Origin of the sequence: Paenibacillus sp. FSL P2-0173 (assembly GCF_038008045.1) — a bacterium.
GTDB classification, from domain to species: domain Bacteria; phylum Bacillota; class Bacilli; order Paenibacillales; family Paenibacillaceae; genus Paenibacillus; species Paenibacillus polymyxa_B.
This window is the reverse complement of sequence record NZ_JBBOYK010000004.1, coordinates 614,923-630,501: the sequence shown is the minus strand read 5'-3', so window position 1 is coordinate 630,501 and position 15,579 is coordinate 614,923. Positions and strand designations below refer to the sequence as shown.

At 49.0% G+C, this 15,579-nt stretch carries 13 protein-coding genes; 8 read left to right on the top strand and 5 right to left on the bottom strand.

What is annotated here, in order from left to right; genetic code table 11:
• The first annotated feature begins 1 nt into the window (after position 1).
• Complete coding sequence (locus MKX30_RS22710; RefSeq protein ID WP_023986738.1) at positions 2-628, top strand: nitroreductase family protein; 627 nt, start codon at positions 2-4, stop codon at positions 626-628.
• A 106-nt stretch (positions 629-734) separates the two neighbouring features.
• Here the strand turns inward: MKX30_RS22710 and mprF are convergent, their stop codons facing one another.
• Entirely contained in the window at positions 735-3,377 is a 2,643-nt protein-coding gene (gene mprF / locus MKX30_RS22705; RefSeq protein WP_023986739.1) for a bifunctional lysylphosphatidylglycerol flippase/synthetase MprF, read from the bottom strand.
• A 212-nt stretch (positions 3,378-3,589) separates the two neighbouring features.
• Here mprF and MKX30_RS22700 point away from each other — a divergent pair, with 212 nt between their 5' ends.
• The 3 genes from MKX30_RS22700 to MKX30_RS22690 all read left to right on the top strand — a co-directional run bounded on the left by MKX30_RS22700 (position 3,590) and on the right by MKX30_RS22690 (position 7,076).
• Positions 3,590-4,351: an AAA family ATPase gene (locus tag MKX30_RS22700; RefSeq protein WP_023986740.1), complete on the top strand. Its 762-nt coding sequence runs from the start codon at positions 3,590-3,592 to the stop codon at positions 4,349-4,351.
• 247 nt (positions 4,352-4,598) lie between these two features.
• The gene (locus tag MKX30_RS22695) at positions 4,599-5,801 is read left to right on the top strand and encodes an MFS transporter (protein WP_028541191.1); all 1,203 of its coding nucleotides are present in this window, start codon (positions 4,599-4,601) and stop codon (positions 5,799-5,801) included.
• Between the two features lie 222 nt (positions 5,802-6,023).
• The gene (locus MKX30_RS22690; protein WP_023986742.1) at positions 6,024-7,076 is read left to right on the top strand and encodes a lactonase family protein; all 1,053 of its coding nucleotides are present in this window, start codon (positions 6,024-6,026) and stop codon (positions 7,074-7,076) included.
• 119 nt (positions 7,077-7,195) lie between these two features.
• Here MKX30_RS22690 and MKX30_RS22685 read toward each other — a convergent pair whose 3' ends face one another.
• Complete coding sequence (locus MKX30_RS22685) at positions 7,196-8,152, bottom strand: ArsR/SmtB family transcription factor (RefSeq protein ID WP_023986743.1); 957 nt, start codon at positions 8,150-8,152, stop codon at positions 7,196-7,198.
• A 271-nt stretch (positions 8,153-8,423) separates the two neighbouring features.
• Positions 8,424-9,389, bottom strand: a complete 966-nt coding sequence (locus tag MKX30_RS22680; RefSeq protein WP_076265164.1) for a hypothetical protein — start codon at positions 9,387-9,389, stop codon at positions 8,424-8,426.
• Between the two features lie 273 nt (positions 9,390-9,662).
• Between MKX30_RS22680 and MKX30_RS22675 the strand changes: the two genes are divergently transcribed.
• Together MKX30_RS22675 and MKX30_RS22670 are read left to right on the top strand one after the other, a co-directional pair.
• Complete coding sequence (locus tag MKX30_RS22675) at positions 9,663-10,295, top strand: NAD(P)-dependent oxidoreductase (protein ID WP_023986745.1); 633 nt, start codon at positions 9,663-9,665, stop codon at positions 10,293-10,295.
• A 33-nt stretch (positions 10,296-10,328) separates the two neighbouring features.
• Positions 10,329-12,044 carry a bifunctional ADP-dependent NAD(P)H-hydrate dehydratase/NAD(P)H-hydrate epimerase gene (locus MKX30_RS22670; protein ID WP_076265165.1) on the top strand — a complete coding sequence of 572 codons (1,716 nt, stop codon included), beginning with the start codon at positions 10,329-10,331 and terminating at the stop codon, positions 12,042-12,044.
• Here the strand turns inward: MKX30_RS22670 and MKX30_RS22665 are convergent.
• Positions 12,028-12,522, bottom strand: a complete 495-nt coding sequence (locus MKX30_RS22665) for a hypothetical protein (protein ID WP_023986747.1) — start codon at positions 12,520-12,522, stop codon at positions 12,028-12,030. The two genes, MKX30_RS22670 and MKX30_RS22665, sit on opposite strands and share 17 nt — an antisense overlap.
• A gap of 170 nt (positions 12,523-12,692) precedes the next feature.
• Here MKX30_RS22665 and MKX30_RS22660 point away from each other — a divergent pair, with 170 nt between their 5' ends.
• Positions 12,693-13,529 (top strand): HAD hydrolase-like protein, encoded by an 837-nt coding sequence (locus tag MKX30_RS22660; protein ID WP_023986748.1) that lies wholly within the window; start codon positions 12,693-12,695, stop codon positions 13,527-13,529.
• A gap of 171 nt (positions 13,530-13,700) precedes the next feature.
• Here the strand turns inward: MKX30_RS22660 and MKX30_RS22655 are convergent, their stop codons facing one another.
• A complete protein-coding gene (locus MKX30_RS22655) occupies positions 13,701-14,651 on the bottom strand; it encodes a beta-ketoacyl-ACP synthase III (protein WP_025723691.1) in 951 nt (316 codons plus the stop codon).
• A 245-nt stretch (positions 14,652-14,896) separates the two neighbouring features.
• Between MKX30_RS22655 and MKX30_RS22650 the strand changes: the two genes are divergently transcribed.
• Positions 14,897-15,577 carry an Lrp/AsnC family transcriptional regulator gene (locus MKX30_RS22650; protein ID WP_341063560.1) on the top strand — a complete coding sequence of 227 codons (681 nt, stop codon included), beginning with the start codon at positions 14,897-14,899 and terminating at the stop codon, positions 15,575-15,577.
• The last annotated feature ends 2 nt before the right edge of the window (positions 15,578-15,579 follow it).

Genomic DNA, 15,579 nt, shown 5'->3' with positions numbered 1-15,579 from the left:
AATGTCGAGCAGTCCAAAAAATGAAACTCTATCTACTATTAGTGAAAGACACGCGGTAAAGAGCTATGTTAAGGATTTTAAATTGCCAGAGGAAGATTTGGAGGCTATTTTGACTGCCGCGATAGAAGCTCCTTCCGCTTGGAACCTTCAACATTGGAAATTCCTTGTCATCGAAAGCGAAGCGGACAAGCAAAAATTGCTACCTATCGCCTACAATCAGGGTCAAGTAGTGGAAAGTTCCGTTACGATTGCTGTATTGGGTGATTTGGAAGCAAACCGTAACACCGTCATTTATGATCAAGCGGTAGAAGCAGGCGCACTGCCAGCGGAAATCCGTGACGCATTGGTAGGTCAAATCAACGGCGCGTACCAAAACCCGCAAGTAGCTCGCGATGCCGCCATCCTGAACTCTGCTTTTGCAGCACAAAACATTATGCTGGCTGCTAAATCTCTGGGCTACGACACTTGCGCAATGGGCGGTTTCATTCCAGCACAATTGATCGAGCAATTCAATATTCCGGCACGTTACCTGCCAACCCTGCTTATTAGCGTAGGTAAGGCACAAGTACCAGCACGTCCATCAGGACGTTTTCCACTGTCTGAAGTTGTTGTAAAAGGTAGCTTCTAAGAAGATTTGTGAATGTAAAAGGGTGTTCCTGCAACCGTTCGTGGTTGGGGAACACCCTTTTTTACGTCGTGTTAGGCTGTCAAAAGCCTTTTGGTTAGCCCTTTGTTTAGTCCGAGCGTTTGGACACGAGATATACCAGCTCCAGCGTCAGGATCGGTAGAAAGACAGAAGCCGGATAGGCCAGATAACGCGGCTCCCATTGCGGCTTGAACTTATCCTTAAAGCGCCGAAGCCCCTGAAAGCCGTAAAAATGTCCCCCGTATTGAAAAACAAGTCGAGCCAGCTTTTCCTCGCGCAATGCCTTTTCACTTTGCCCTACCTGGGACAGCGGTGCCATTCCCAGATTAAATGTCGTATATCCACTCTCCTTGGCCCACTCAATGACCCGTGTGAATAAATAATCCATCGTGCCATTTGGCGTGTCAGGCAAGTGGCGCATCAGGTCAATGGAGACCGTCCGTCCATGATCATAGGCAGGGGCCATCGTAGCGAAAGCGATGACCTTCCCTTCAGAGTCCTTTAGCAATGCAATCGGAGCCAACTGAAGATAGGGCTCTTTGAACCAGCCGAGTGAATATCCCTTCTCCTTGCGCCCGTCCAGCCAAATATTCGAAACATGTCGCATCTCCTCAATCAGTGACGCCTCTAGAGGAGGTTGGATGATTTCGAACGAGTAGCCATCGCGGTCAAAGCGGTTTTTGGCGCTGCGTAGCGCTTGATTGCTTTTGCCCGTCAGTGTAAAGGATTCCAGCGGCACCAGTGCTTCCTCGCCCAGTTTGAAAAAGCGATAGCCGTTCTCGTGATAGATGGACAAATACTCCGGTGATGCCTGATAAAATACAGCCGTTAACGCATACCGATCTGCGAACCGCTGAAATTCCTGAATCGCTTCACTCACGCGTTCTTTTGGACCGAGTGGGTCACCTAATACAATCAGTTTGTCCCGACTGCGAGCATAGGGAATGACGACCTGTTCATTTTTGGTCCAATACAGATATTTATCGCCCAGAAAAAGCATGTGGGAAACGAGATTACCACCCTGTCGTTCCAAAAATTCTTTTAGCTTATCCAGCTCCTGCGCGTCGGGTAGATTGCTGATACCACGCTGAGGCCGAAGAAAGAAGTACACCGTCAGGAATACCCATGCCAAAATCAGACTAAACACGGCAGTAACTCCGTAATCGCTGCGGTTCATAAAAAAGTCCAGATGGACCTTGGCGTGCAAATGGCGCATAAACGGAGTATTGGAGCCTGCCCCAATGATAAAATAAGCCCCAGTTACGAGTAGAGATAATCCGCCCCATATTAAAATATTGTGCCGATTCAGTGGTGCACTGACCCGATAAAACCGCGAGCGCGAGATCCATAGCATTAACGCCACGAATAGTAGGAATAAGGCTTCTTCAAAATCCAGACCTTTAATGAAGGTGAAAATGGCGCCGGCCAGCAGCAGTATCAATGTCAGTCGTAATGCTCTGCGAATACGCAGAGAGATTCCGTGGGACAGGACGACAAGCATAATCCCGATGATGACTGAGATTTCATGCGACAAGCGCATGACGGGCAGGCTGAGCAAATGCTCAGCAAAACGGAGCCGATATAACAGACCTGGCGTAGCTGCCGACAAAAGAAGCACCACGCCGGAGATGAGTACCAGCTTACCAAGCGCCCATACTCCTAGATCTGCCAAAAACCGGAATTGACCAGGCCAGCCCCATACCTTCTGCCACGCATTAAGGGAGTAGTCCCAGCCGGTCTCAGCTAGCTGATTCAGGCGCTCGTTACGCGGAATCATTTCCAGCGCGGCTAATACCAAGCCGATGAGCCACGGGATGATGTAATAAAAGACACGAAAGACCAGCAGCACAGCCAGTGCCCGATCTGAGTTGGCTCCCGCCATTTGCAGCCCGAGCAGGGCAATGATGTCGAATGCCCCGACCCCTCCGGGTGCAAGACTGATCAACCCAGCAATCGCGGCTATCACATAAATGCCGAACACAGCATGCATCGGCAGTTCATGGAGCAAGTGCGAGCCGATCCATGCAAAGGTAAGGCCAGCTAACAGCCACTCCAGCAGGGAAGCACTGATGGAAGCGGAGATGGTGGACCAGGAAAGCTGTCCTTCTCCCTTGTTGAACCATGTGGAGTACCGTTTGGAGCGCTGCATGATCAGAAATAGCGGCAGGTACAATGCCATTCCCCACAGCGCCCAATGAAGCCACGGATGAGCATCCAGTACAGGCTGTACCGGATACAGATGGACAATGGCTCCCCAAGCCAGCAAAGATAGTCCGGTAATGACGACTGGCGAAAGAAATACGACCGCAGAGGTGATGACACCCAACGGCACCCCGCTTTTTTTATACAGCACTGTGCGAAGTCCCGCTCCTGTAAAGCCTGCAAAACCAAAGACATTATTGAAGGTATTGGAGATCCAGGCATAGCGAAATGTCGTTCCAGGCTTGACCTGAAGCTTGAAATGATGCCTGATTACGTAATCGTATGCGCTCATAGCCGCCACGGCAGCTAGTGAGAACAAGCCAATCTCGATCAGAAAGGTGGCATCCATTCGCCGCAGCTCATGAAGCATACGCGCCAGATTAAAGTCTTTTAGTTCTCGTCCGGCCTCCCATATAATAAAAGCCAGTACAGCCAGTGGTAGCAGAATACGTGTCAATCGTTGCCTGTAGACGGTCATCACGAACTGTACGATTTTAAAGGATTGAATCGGTTTGTGATTAGATTTCATAGATTCACCTGCTTGGAAAAGAATGAGATGTACACGGAATGAAGTGCTTAGATTTCATGCCCGATGAACATTACTATATATTATACCTGTAATAATCGTTTGAATAACAACAGAAGGGTTACGAAATGGGGTTTCAGTTTGATTGCTGTAAATAATTCCAATATAATAATGGAAAACCTAGTGAATTGCTTGGCAATGGAGCTGAACTGGACATGAGTATATGGGATCGTAATCTTTTTATACGTCGCCTGGAGCTGATATGGCCTCCAGATGCTGACAAGAGCCAATATCCGTTTAACTTAAAAGCCTTACACCAGTGGAATGAACTTAAATTCCATCCTTCCGTTACCTATATTATTGGAGAAAACGGTGTAGGTAAATCGACGCTTATGGAGGCAATCGCGGTCGCGTGGGGATTTAATCCAGAGGGCGGTACTAAAAATTTTAATTTTTCTACACAAGCCACGCATTCCTCACTGCATGAGCATATCCGGCTGGTGAGAGGGATAGAAAAGCCGAGGGATGGCTTCTTTTTCCGGGCGGAAAGCTACTATAATGTGGCGACTCATATCGACGAGCTGGATCGCGAAGGTGGAGGCCCACCTATTCGAAACTCCTACGGAGGCAAATCGCTGCATGAGCAGTCGCATGGCGAGTCTTTTTTTGCTGCCTTTGTGCATCGGTTTGGAGGACAAGGATTGTATATTTTGGATGAACCGGAGGCTGCGTTATCGCCTTTGCGCCAGATGGCCATGCTTGCACGGATTCACGAGCTGGTGCAGCAGGGCTCACAGTTTATCATTTCTACTCATTCCCCCATTTTGATGGCGTATCCAGATTCCATCTTGTATCATCTGACACATGAAGGGATCGACATCCGGACACTGGAGGAAACCGATCATTTTATCATCACCAAGCAATTTCTGAATAACAAGGAAAAGATGATACAGGAGCTATTCGAAGATCCACAATAGGGATCGTAGGGACCGCCAGACCGTTCCAGAAATTCACCCTGGTCGTTCGTATGAGAGGGACAACATCGCCATTTCAGGTTGTTCCTTTTTGCTGTCCTGTCAAAGGAAAGATTCAGGGTTATCGGAAGTATTTTATGATTGTTATTTGTCTCTCGCTCTATTAATATAATGAAGAGTTTTGCTGAAATGGTTGCAAAATAAGATTTTCGTATACGAAATAAAGAACCTGAGGAGGACAAAACGCAACATGTCAGATTCACAACAGTTGAAAATGGGACCGCTGGTCATTTTGATGATTAATATGTTTATTGCCATGCTGGGAATTGGCCTCATTATTCCGATCCTCCCTAAGTTTATGAGCTCCTTGGGAGGCAGTGGTGAAACGGGTGGTTATTTGGTTGCTGTGTTTGGCTTAACCCAATTCCTGTTTTCGCCGCTAGCGGGAGAATGGTCCGATAAATACGGACGTAAAAAAATGATTATTATCGGTTTGGTAATCATGACGGCTTCTTCTGTATTGTTTGCTATTGGGGAATCGTTGACCACATTGTATATCTCCCGTTTACTGGGTGGTGCAGGGGCAGCCTTTATGATTCCTCCGATGATGGCCTATATTGCTGACATTACAACGGTCCACAATCGCGGTAGAGGAATGGGGCTGTTGGGTGCCGCCATGTCTCTTGGCTTTGTGATCGGTCCTGGTGTGGGCGGTTTGCTGGCAGATATCTCGATTCGTACGCCCTTGTATGTTTCGGCGGCCGTATCGGGCGTAGCTGCACTGATTTCCTTGATTATGCTACCCGAAACCTTATCACTGGAAAAACAGTTGAAGTTTCGGAATGTCAAGGCCAAACGGGACAATGTGATTAAACAGTTTGCCCTTTCTTTCCGCAAGCCTTACTTTATGCTGCTGATTATGATATTCACCTTAACCTTTGGACTGACACATTTTGAAACGATGTTTCCTTTCTTTGTGACGGGGAAGTTTCATTATAATGAGCGTGATATTGCTATCATTATTACCGTAGGTGCACTGGTCGGAACCGTGATTCAAGCTGTGGTAATCAGTCCGATGTTAAACCGTTTTGGCGAAAAAGGTGTCATCATCGGTTCCTTTCTGTTTTCGGCGATTTCCCTTGTGCTTATGCTGCTCTCTGGCAACTTTTATTATGTACTCGGGGTATCGCTCATCTTCTTTACCGCTACGTCGTTGCTTCGGCCAGCCATTAATACTGCTTTATCCAAAATGGCGGGGGATGAGCAGGGAGTTGCAGCTGGCATGAACAATGCTTATATGAGTATTGGTAATATTCTAGGACCTGCGCTTGCGGGTACATTGTTCGAGGTGCATATCAATTTGCCATACATTTTTGGGGCAGCCATTCTCATTCTTAGTTTGGGTCTGGCTGTAAAATGGAAAAGCAGAGATACGCAAACCACAGCGGTTTAATGTTGTTCTTTTCGTGAAATTAGTCTCTTTTGGTGTGAACTGTGACGTTCTTGTGAACCGCAGATGGCGCCGAAGGAGGCTATTTTTTTTGCATACATCGCGAAACGTTAATGAAACGACAGAATCTTGGGTAATAATGCATGATGAGTTTACAACAAGACAAATAGTAGAGCTAAAAGCCAGATAATATGTAAAAAAACAGCTAGAAGGAGATGAGAGCCGATGGAAGAGCGGAATGAGCAGTTATTTTATACAGGAACTTATGCGTCTCGTCAGGAAAGAGGAATATATGTATGTGCTTTGTGTGTGACCAATGGTGATCTGCGCATTGTTGGAGGTGTGGAAGGAATGGAGAGGCCTTCTTTTCTCGCTCTACACCCGGATGGGACGAAGCTGTATGCTACCAGTGAAACAGAAGGAGGCGAGCTGTATGCGTATCAGGTGAATGCCCAGACGGGGGAATTACATCCTTTGGATCGAAAAGGGACGGAGGGAGCGCATACTTGCTATGTTTCCGTAACAACCGATGGACGATATGTGCTGGCTTCTAACTATTCAGGCGGCAATGCCGTTGTGTTCCCTGCGACGGAAGCAGGAGGATTAGGAGACATGTCGGGGCAAGTTCAGCATACCGGCTCAGGTATTCGCCAGGACCGCCAGGATGCGGCACATCCGCATTCGATTATTCCAGATCCTTCAGGACAGTATGCCATGGTATGTGATCTGGGACTGGACCAGATTGTGGTATACCGTTTGACAGAGGATGGAAAACTGGTGACCCATCGTGAGACAGATTTGCCACCCGGTTCTGGACCGCGTCATCTGGTTTTTCATCCTTCGCGTCCATATGCTTTTGTCGCCAATGAGTTGAACAATACAGTCGCTGTGTTTAGTTATAACGAACGTAATGGTGAGCTTACATTGCTGCAAAGCCTGTCCACACTGCCAGAAGGCATTATAGATGTAGAAAATACAGCAGCCGATATTCGGATTACGCCCTGTGGACGCTTTTTGTATGTGTCAAACCGCGGCCATGATAGCATCGTGCTATACCATGTCGATCTGGACAGCGGCAAGCTGAAGGTGGTTGAATGGGTGGAAACCTTCGGCAGCACACCGCGTAACTTCAACATCTTGTCCGGTTATCTGGTAGTAGCGAATCAGGATGGAAACAACATCGTATCCTTTGCCATCCATAGTGAGGATGGACGGCTGACCCGAACGGGATATGTGCTGGAGGTTCCTTCACCTGTATGTATTGAACCTGTTCGCTAATCGGATAGCATGTGGCAAAAGAGTACGATATAAGTGGATGAAAAATAAAACACGGCGCTTTGTTTCCCATGAAAGGCATGGGCCAAACGCCGTGTTCAGGTCTTGAAGTGGTCTAAAAGCTATTTGCTGCTATCGCCAGCTTCTACCGCTACTGTTTTGGCATGATTTTCTGTATGTTTGTAGTACAAACGGAACAGGATATCCTGATTGTAGTTACCGAATCCGGTACCGAACAGGGTAACCCCTCCAACATGCTGGGCATCATCCAATATGGCAATGCGGAATTTCCATTGCTTCTGATCAATCAGCACTTGGCTTAAAGTCACGTCGGATATTTGCTTGCCATCCATAAAGGTACCTTCGGAGGTAACGCGAAGTCTTTTAAGGAGACCATATTGATTGATAAAATCAGGCCACCATGCAGGTGTGTATTTACCACGGTTATCCCCGAAATCCCCTGGGCTGGTCCATGTACCCAAATTCACATCATTTAGGAAAAAAGTGATATCTGAAGGCCAATTATCATTGGTAAAAGGGGCCTCGGATGATAGTTCCATCGAAATTTCCAGTTCCTCAGCTTTTTGGCTGGACAGTAGGAAATTTGGCACCTTATAATCCATATATCCCTGGCTAAACCACAGAATTTTGGAATTGAAGCGCTCAGGGTCCAAGAATGAACGAGGCTCATCGAATTCACCAATGATCTTTTCGACGGTAGCCAGTCCGCAGGTCGCCTGTATTTCAAAATCTGTAAAGTGTCCGACAGAAATCTCCGTCTGATGGAATTGTCGTACATCCTGCTGGTAGCGTGGCATGGCGATTTCAATTTTGTCTGTAGCCAGTGAGCACACTTTCTGTACCCCGCCTCGTCCAGGCAGCATTTTGGTCGAAATAATGGACGCTCTCTCCAGTTTCTTGACATGCATCGTCATAATCGCACTGCTGAGCCCCAACGCTTCCGCCAGCTCACGTATATTCATAGGCTTCTCCGCAAGCAGAACAATCATGTTTAGCCGAACCTCACTGGCCAGCGCTTCATAAACGGGAAGTGATTTTTCAGAAATGTCCAGTTGCATAGTTCCTCCAATTCTAACGCACATCATAAATTGATGGTAGTTTAACATATATGGATTTTTTTCAATAATCATACATAAAAAACGATATGATTTACATTTATATAAACAATATACCCTTTCCTTGATCACTGGCACAAGCCTAACCCCTCAAAAAGCCGGAAATTGTTCAAAAAACAGGACACCCCATGAACTCTTTCTTTGTTGTTGGGATGTCCTGTGATGGTATGTGATTTGCAGGGTGGATATGGGATAGAGTCATGTGCCATTGGTGTTAGGACCGGATATGTTCTTCTGCCAAAGAAGAGGCAGCTGTTTTATCTTTATCTGCTGCGTGTACATCCTGATGTTGAGAAGCATCTGCCTTGATCAAGCCGGGGTGACCAACATAAGGACGATCACTGCGCGAGCGGCCTCGGGTAAGTCGGAAGCCAATCAAGAACAGCACAAGCTGCACAGCCAGTATGTAGGGAGACGCTTCCGGTCCGATCCATTGAAACAGAGCGACAGCGGCGATCACCATGCACAACAGGCTTGTTGGAAAATGGGATGCCGTCACGTCCAGATCATTTTGCCTGCGCAGGGTCATCAGCCGGTATACATACAGTAGGGCGATCAAGCCGGAAACGAATCTCATCCATGCACACCCTATGAGCCATGAGGCAGATTGTACAGTGTCGGGCAGACTAACATCGACATGGCTGGAGGCTATCAGTTCCACAACCAGCCTTGAGACCAACCAGACGATTCCTGCCAGCGCCAACGGACCAGCTGCTGGACGTAATAGCTTCCACAATGCTGTTCCCCAGCCCGGAGCATGAGATTCCAGCAGAACCAGACGCCGTTCCTCGATGAGTTTGTTCATTTCACGCTCCAGTGATTTGAGAAGCAATTCTCTGCGGAACGTATCACATTCCCGAAGGGATGCTTGAACCTGCTCTTGAAGGTGAGGGGTCAAATAGGGAGCAGCTTTGGCTTCCTGAAGAGCGTGGATGAGTCCGTTCTGGTACTGCTTTTCGCTGTTATTGAACCCATTCTGGGTAGCGGTTTGGAGACAACCAGCTAATCGTCCATAGATACGCAGCGATTCCTGTAATTCTTCCAGCCGCTGCTGACGCGAATTTCGAAGCTGGGCTGCACTGTGAATATACAGCCATACCAGCAAAGATAACGCCAGCAGGAAGGCAATCAGACCGGGTGAGATATATGCGGCTAACGCCGCGAAGTCCGTCGGGGACACCCGCAATCCCTCCTTCCATTGTTCTTTCTACACTATTGCACAGACTACACAGGCATTTCAAGGGCTTGTATACCTTTGACCAGGATATATGAAGTATTTTTTGGTAAAATAGACAAGATACAAGCAGGAGGGTAGATTCGGTATGGATAAAAATATAAAAATTGCAACAGAAGATCATGAGACATCGAATCGATATCTTGCACGGGTTTAAGCTGGAGATAAAACGGATAAATAACAGTAAGTAAATTATAGACAGGAAGAAGGCATATTTATATGAAAGTTATTATTTTTGGAGCAACTGGAACCATTGGTCAAGCGTTAGTAAAGGAAGCAATCAAGCGCAAGTATGAAGTGACAGCAGCGGTCCGCGACCCCCAACGTGTGACGGAGCGAAGTGAATACTTGACGGTGGTTCAAGCAGATATTCTAAATCCGAATTCCGTTACGGAAGTGGCCAAAGGGCACGATGCTATCATTAGCGCGTACGGTCCCAAGTTTGGAGAAGAGGAAGAACTGCTCGAAGCGACTCGTTCTTTGCTGGAAGGAACCCGGCGTTCCGGCGCGGAGCGCATACTTGTCGTTGGCGGAGCGGGAAGTCTGAAAACAGAAAACGGTGAACGCCTCATGGATACCGCCGAGTTTCCGGAGGAAGTGAAGCCACTGGCGGCTGCCCATGCAGATGCACTGGAGCTGTACCGCGCTGCGGATGTAGACTGGACCTATTGTAGTCCTGCCGGAATGATTGAATCGGGAAAACGTACAGGACAGTTCCGTATTGGCTTGGATCATTTGGTGGTTGACGAATTAGGCCATAGCCGTATCTCGGTCGAAGATTATGCGGTAGCCCTGATTGATGAGTTAGTAGAAGGGGAATTTGTCAATTCCCGTTTTACAGTCGGGTATTAATAAGCAGGGATAGCCATATGGGAGGCGAAAAGCATGTATATGGTGACCGCCGAAGAAATGCGGCAATTGGATCGGTACACAATTGACAGGCTGGGTATCCCGGCCCTTACCTTGATGGAAAATGCCGGGCGCGCGGTAGCTGACGAGGTATTGAAGCTATGTGCCGAGAGAAGTGGGAAGAGCAATGGCGGCTTCTCAGTAGGCATTGCTGATCTAGCACGTGGGATTGAGCGTGCTGAAGTGTTAGGGTCGCAGTGGGCAGAAGAGGTTACACACACAGGGCCGGGGGATATACCTGGACATGGCGGTGTTATACGGACAGAGTCGTGGAGTCAAGGACGACATGACTTACGGGAACGAGAACACTGGTATATCCTCGTAGGTAAAGGCAACAACGGTGGTGACGGACTGGTAGTAGCCCGCCATCTAACGGATGCAGGGCTGCGCGTCACCGTTGTGTACGTCGAGCCGCCAGACACGCTGCGCGGTGAAGCGGCTGCGCAGCGCGACATCATCGCGGCTCTGGGTATCCCGGCTATCCTCTATGGCCGGGATACCCTCGACCTGCGCGGCGCCTCCGGCATCGTCGATGCCCTGCTGGGCACGGGCACGCAAGGCCCGCCGCGCGAACCCTACGCCTCGCTGATCCGCGAGGCCAATGCCAGCGGCGTGCCGCTTGTGTCGGTAGACGTGCCTAGCGGCCTCGACGCCGACACAGGTACGCTGCACGAGCCGTGCATTCGTGCGCGCGTCACCGTATGCCTCGCCTACTTGAAGCGTGGGCTCGTCCAATATCCGGGCGCCGGGACTGCAGGCGATGTGGTGGTACGCTACATCGGTATTCCACCCGGCCTTGCCCGTGAGTGTGGCGTGCAGCTGCGGCTCTTGACCCGTGACACGCTGCGCGCTGCACTGGATGTGGATGTAAGCCGCAGCCGCGTGCCGGACGGGCACAAGGGCACCTACGGCCATGTTCTCGTCGCGGCCGGAAGCCTGCGCATGAGCGGCGCGGGCTTGCTGGCCGCACGTGCAGCCCTGCGCATCGGCAGCGGCCTTGTCACGTGGGCGGTGCCCGAGGCGTTGTTGCCGCGCGTCATTGGCGCCGCGCCGGAACTGATGCTCGCTGCCGCAGCAGCAGGCGGAGACGGCGAATGGAATGCCGACTCCGCAGACGAGCTGCTACAGCTCGCGCAGGTACGTGATGTGCTGGCCGTCGGCCCCGGCCTCGGCCGCTTTGCAGGGGACACTGGCTGGCTGCGCCGCCTGTGGGAAGAATACGGCGGTCCGCTCGTGCTTGATGCGGACGCCTTGAACATCCTCGCCTCGGCGGGGCCTGAGCTGGAGGCTTGGAAGCCGAGAAGTGCGGCGGTCGTACTAACGCCGCACCCCGGTGAAATGGCTCGTCTGCTGGGCATACCGACAGCAGAGGTGCAGCGTGACCGCATCACCCATGCCCGGGAGTACGCCCGAACACGTGGGGTCACGCTGGTGCTCAAAGGAGCGCGCACTGTCATCGCTTGTCCCGACGGAACAGCCTACGTCAATACCACAGGCCATGCTGGGATGGCGACAGGCGGTGCGGGCGATGTGCTGACAGGCATCATCGCAGGTTTGCTGGCCCAGGGTCTGAATGCTGCGCAGGCAGCAGCCTTTGGCGTGTATCTGCATGGTGCGGCTGGAGAAACAGCCGCACGTCATCGCCAGCATCCTGCCTCTGTGATAGCTGGCGACATTATTGAAGCCCTATAGGCCATAGCAGCAGTGGCAGGAGGAAGGCCAGCATGATCTGTAATCCATATTCACGGTTCAGCCAGTACCTTCCTCCATAATACAGGAGTGTAATCCCTGCACCTGCTATGCCGTTGCTCCATGAAATGCCCGTTCCGGCAGGCGACATCAAAGAACCTAGCAGGAGAAAGACACTGAATCCTGCAGCGAGGTATAGGGTGAGCTGCTCGGGCTTACGAAGCCAGGGTAAAAGATCGCGTAGCGCATCAGCGGCAAGAGCGGCAGGAAGGGCAAAACCATAGGCCCACAGCTGCGCGGTCAGTTCACCACTATTGCCTGCTATAGTCAGAGGAATTCCTGTTATTTCCTCTGTCAGATAGCAGTAGACCCATAAGAGACCAAAAACCAATCCTCCACAGGCCAGTTTATTCAGCGCATAACAACCAAGCTCCATCCGCCAAGGCATTTTGGAATTAAATTCATTCCAAGGCTGTCTCATGTTGCGACTCCTCCTCTTATCAAACTCGGTATTCATAACCAATCAAGGAATTTATTTTCAATTACAATCCGCTTACCGTTTACGACACTTCAGTTTACGTTAGCTGTGTATCATGTTCCTAAGCAAAATAAAGATTGCGGATAGCCGCGGTACGGAAAGGCGGGGATTGCATGATACAGGCGGTTATTTTTAATCTCGAAAGTACATTATTAGACCCCGGAGGACGAGGCTTAACCCAGGGAATGCGTGACATTTTCAGATGGAAAGGTATACAGGTAACTGAAGAACAGGTATCTCATGGGCGAGGAATGCCGATCCGGGATCATATTGCGAATGTGCTGGGACTTTCAGAGGTTCGGAAAAAATGGCTGGAGTGCTTTGGTGCGCATCCTGGCAGAGCGGATATTGAGCATATTTATCTTGAGCTTGTCCCTGTTCTCCGCTCCTTGATCCAAGGGGCTGAGCCTGCTATCGGTATAGACAGGGCGCTGCAGGAGTTGCAGGATCGTCGCATTCAGTCAGGCGCCACTGCATCCTGTCCGATGGAAATGCTCAGTCACAAGTTTACGCCTGCACAGTCACCCTATACGTTGGATTGTATGGTAGCCCCTTGTGAAGTTTCGCAGGGGAGGCCTTATCCGTGGATGATCTATGAAATTGCACATCGCTTGCAGGTATTCCCACTTAGCGATATTGTGAAAGTAGGAGATACAGTAGCCGATATGCAAGAGGGACGGAACGCCGGTGTATGGACGATTGGTGTGTTGAACCATAACGAAAGCGTGACGACCGCAGCTCAAACGACCAGCCATGAAGCGGATGACAGAGTGGCTGAGGAACGGCGCAGACAGAGTGTATATGGTTTGAAAAGGGCAGGAGCCCACATCGTGATGAACTCGGTCGCTGACTTGCCGCGTATTTTGCGTGAAATCGAAATGCTCCAGCATACGGGAGGCTATCCTTCTTATACGAAACAGGTGAAAACAGCCGCGCTACCTCCATCATAAGAACAGGTATGAGTCTGGAGTGCTTGAATACACACTTCTAGGTTATATGTATGCACCTACTCGGATAAAGGTGAACTCTGCTTGGCTTTCAAAACATAAAAATGGAGCACTCGCTACGTTTGCGAATGCTCCATTTTAGTTTACTCCTTTTTGTCTGTTGAACTGAAGAATTTATGCGATCTGAATAACTTGAACACCCCAGGCTAATCCTGCGCCGAAGCCAGCCAGGACGACAATATCACCAGCTTGAATTCGCTGCTGTTCCATAGCTTCCGCGAGCGCAATGGGAATAGAAGCAGCTGACGTATTTCCGTATTTTTCGATATTTATAAAGAACTTATCCAGTGGAATTTTCAACTTAACTGCCGCATGTTCAATGATTCGGATATTGGCCTGATGCGGAATGATCAAAGCAATATCATCTATGCTTAATCTTAATTCCTCCATAACTTTAGTCAGCATAGATTCCAGAATGCGCACCCCAAACTTGAAAACCTCTCGTCCATGCATTGTAATAGGCCCTGTGACGGGGGAGATCAGCATGTCTGCTCCACGTTCTTCCGAGCCAAGCAAGGAAAAAGACGAGAAAGCACCGGGATGAGATTGAAGGACAACAGCACCTGCTCCATCTCCAAATAAAACGGCGGTATTACGGTCCTGCCAATCTACGATTTTGGAGAACTTGTCTGCTCCAATCACCAGGACGTTGTGGTATGCACCCGCCTTCATCATGTCACTGCTGATCGAGAGGGCATATACAAAACCGGAGCAGGCTGCCGATAAGTCGAATGCAGGTGCGCGGCTTCCTAGCTTTTGCTTGACCAACATGGCCGTGGAAGGGAAAGCATAGTCAGGGGTGGACGTTGCCACTACAATAAGATCCACATCTTCCGATGATAATTGAGCACGGTGTAAAGCATGAGTTGCAGCCAGGACGGCAAGATCAGAGGTTTCTGCGGATGCTTCTGCGATATATCGCTGACGGATACCTGTTCGCTGAGTGATCCATTCATCGGATGTATCCAGAGATGCGGCTAATTCCAAATTGGTGAATAGTGATGCCGGTACATAGAATCCTGCACCCGTAATAGTAATGCCGTTGGGCTTGAGAGCTGATTGCATGAACGTTTCCCTCCAATAAAATAATCACACAAAAGACCGTAAAGACCAAAAAAACCAAAAAACAATATGGATAAAAATATAACACAAGCCAATTAAAAAGGAAATATGTAAAAGAGCAGCCCGCTGTGTGAGAATCAATAATCATTATGAGGCTTGCTTATATGGGTATTCAGTGCTAATATTTAGACACAAAAAACCCAAAAACGAATTCATAGAGAATTACACAGGGAGGTTACAACGCTATCGTGTCACTTACTAAACGCCGACTGCAATTTTTGCATACATTAGTGGAACTGTACCAAAAAACAAAACTACCTATTCATTATGAGGCCTTGGCTAAATCATTAGGGGTTAGTAAGTGGACGGCCTATGACATGCTGAAAGAAATTGAAAAGCTCGGGTTTATTACGCGCAGCTATGAGGTGAATACCAAGGTAACCGGACGTTCACAGGTTGTATTTGTACCTACAGATAAAGCTTCGGATTTGTTCAACCAGTCCCGGAATGAATTAGTGGATCTGGTGGATTGGAAAAAAACCGTCGAGAATATCTCGGGACTGCTCAAGGATTTGAACAATACAGGTCCCAATGAGGCGGTCCGAAAAATTTGGGCTGAAATTCCTGAAGCCAGTGTCAGAATCAATTTTTGCGCCTATATTATAGGGCTGCTTTTGATGTACTTGAAGAAGCTGGGAGGTAAAAGAGGTCCCTGGATTCAGCAGATTGTCCTTACAGCGCCAAGCAAGGAAATGGGCATGACCATGTTTGTTGGCACTGTGTTGGGTATGGCCTTACAAACGATGAACGATGAACTAGGCCTTGAAATTACGGAGCTGGTTTCCCGTTTTCTGCAATCCATTTCGGATCTTTCTGACGAGGAAAAAGGGTTGCTTTCCGATTTTCTAAGCGAGGCTTTTCATTTTTGAAT

What these genes read in the sequence shown, in the direction of transcription:
- MKX30_RS22690 (WP_023986742.1), top strand. Translation starts at nt 6,024, where the DNA reads ATGGAAGAGCGGAATGAGCAGTTATTTTATACAGGAACTTATGCGTCT.
- MKX30_RS22660 (WP_023986748.1), top strand. Translation starts at nt 12,693, where the DNA reads ATGATACAGGCGGTTATTTTTAATCTCGAAAGTACATTATTAGACCCC.
- MKX30_RS22710 (WP_023986738.1), top strand. Translation starts at nt 2, where the DNA reads ATGTCGAGCAGTCCAAAAAATGAAACTCTATCTACTATTAGTGAAAGA.
- MKX30_RS22685 (WP_023986743.1), bottom strand. Translation starts at nt 8,152, where the DNA reads ATGCAACTGGACATTTCTGAAAAATCACTTCCCGTTTATGAAGCGCTG.
- MKX30_RS22695 (WP_028541191.1), top strand. Translation starts at nt 4,599, where the DNA reads ATGTCAGATTCACAACAGTTGAAAATGGGACCGCTGGTCATTTTGATG.
- MKX30_RS22675 (WP_023986745.1), top strand. Translation starts at nt 9,663, where the DNA reads ATGAAAGTTATTATTTTTGGAGCAACTGGAACCATTGGTCAAGCGTTA.
- MKX30_RS22665 (WP_023986747.1), bottom strand. Translation starts at nt 12,522, where the DNA reads ATGAGACAGCCTTGGAATGAATTTAATTCCAAAATGCCTTGGCGGATG.
- MKX30_RS22655 (WP_025723691.1), bottom strand. Translation starts at nt 14,651, where the DNA reads ATGCAATCAGCTCTCAAGCCCAACGGCATTACTATTACGGGTGCAGGA.
- MKX30_RS22670 (WP_076265165.1), top strand. Translation starts at nt 10,329, where the DNA reads ATGTATATGGTGACCGCCGAAGAAATGCGGCAATTGGATCGGTACACA.
- MKX30_RS22700 (WP_023986740.1), top strand. Translation starts at nt 3,590, where the DNA reads ATGAGTATATGGGATCGTAATCTTTTTATACGTCGCCTGGAGCTGATA.
- mprF (WP_023986739.1), bottom strand. Translation starts at nt 3,377, where the DNA reads ATGAAATCTAATCACAAACCGATTCAATCCTTTAAAATCGTACAGTTC.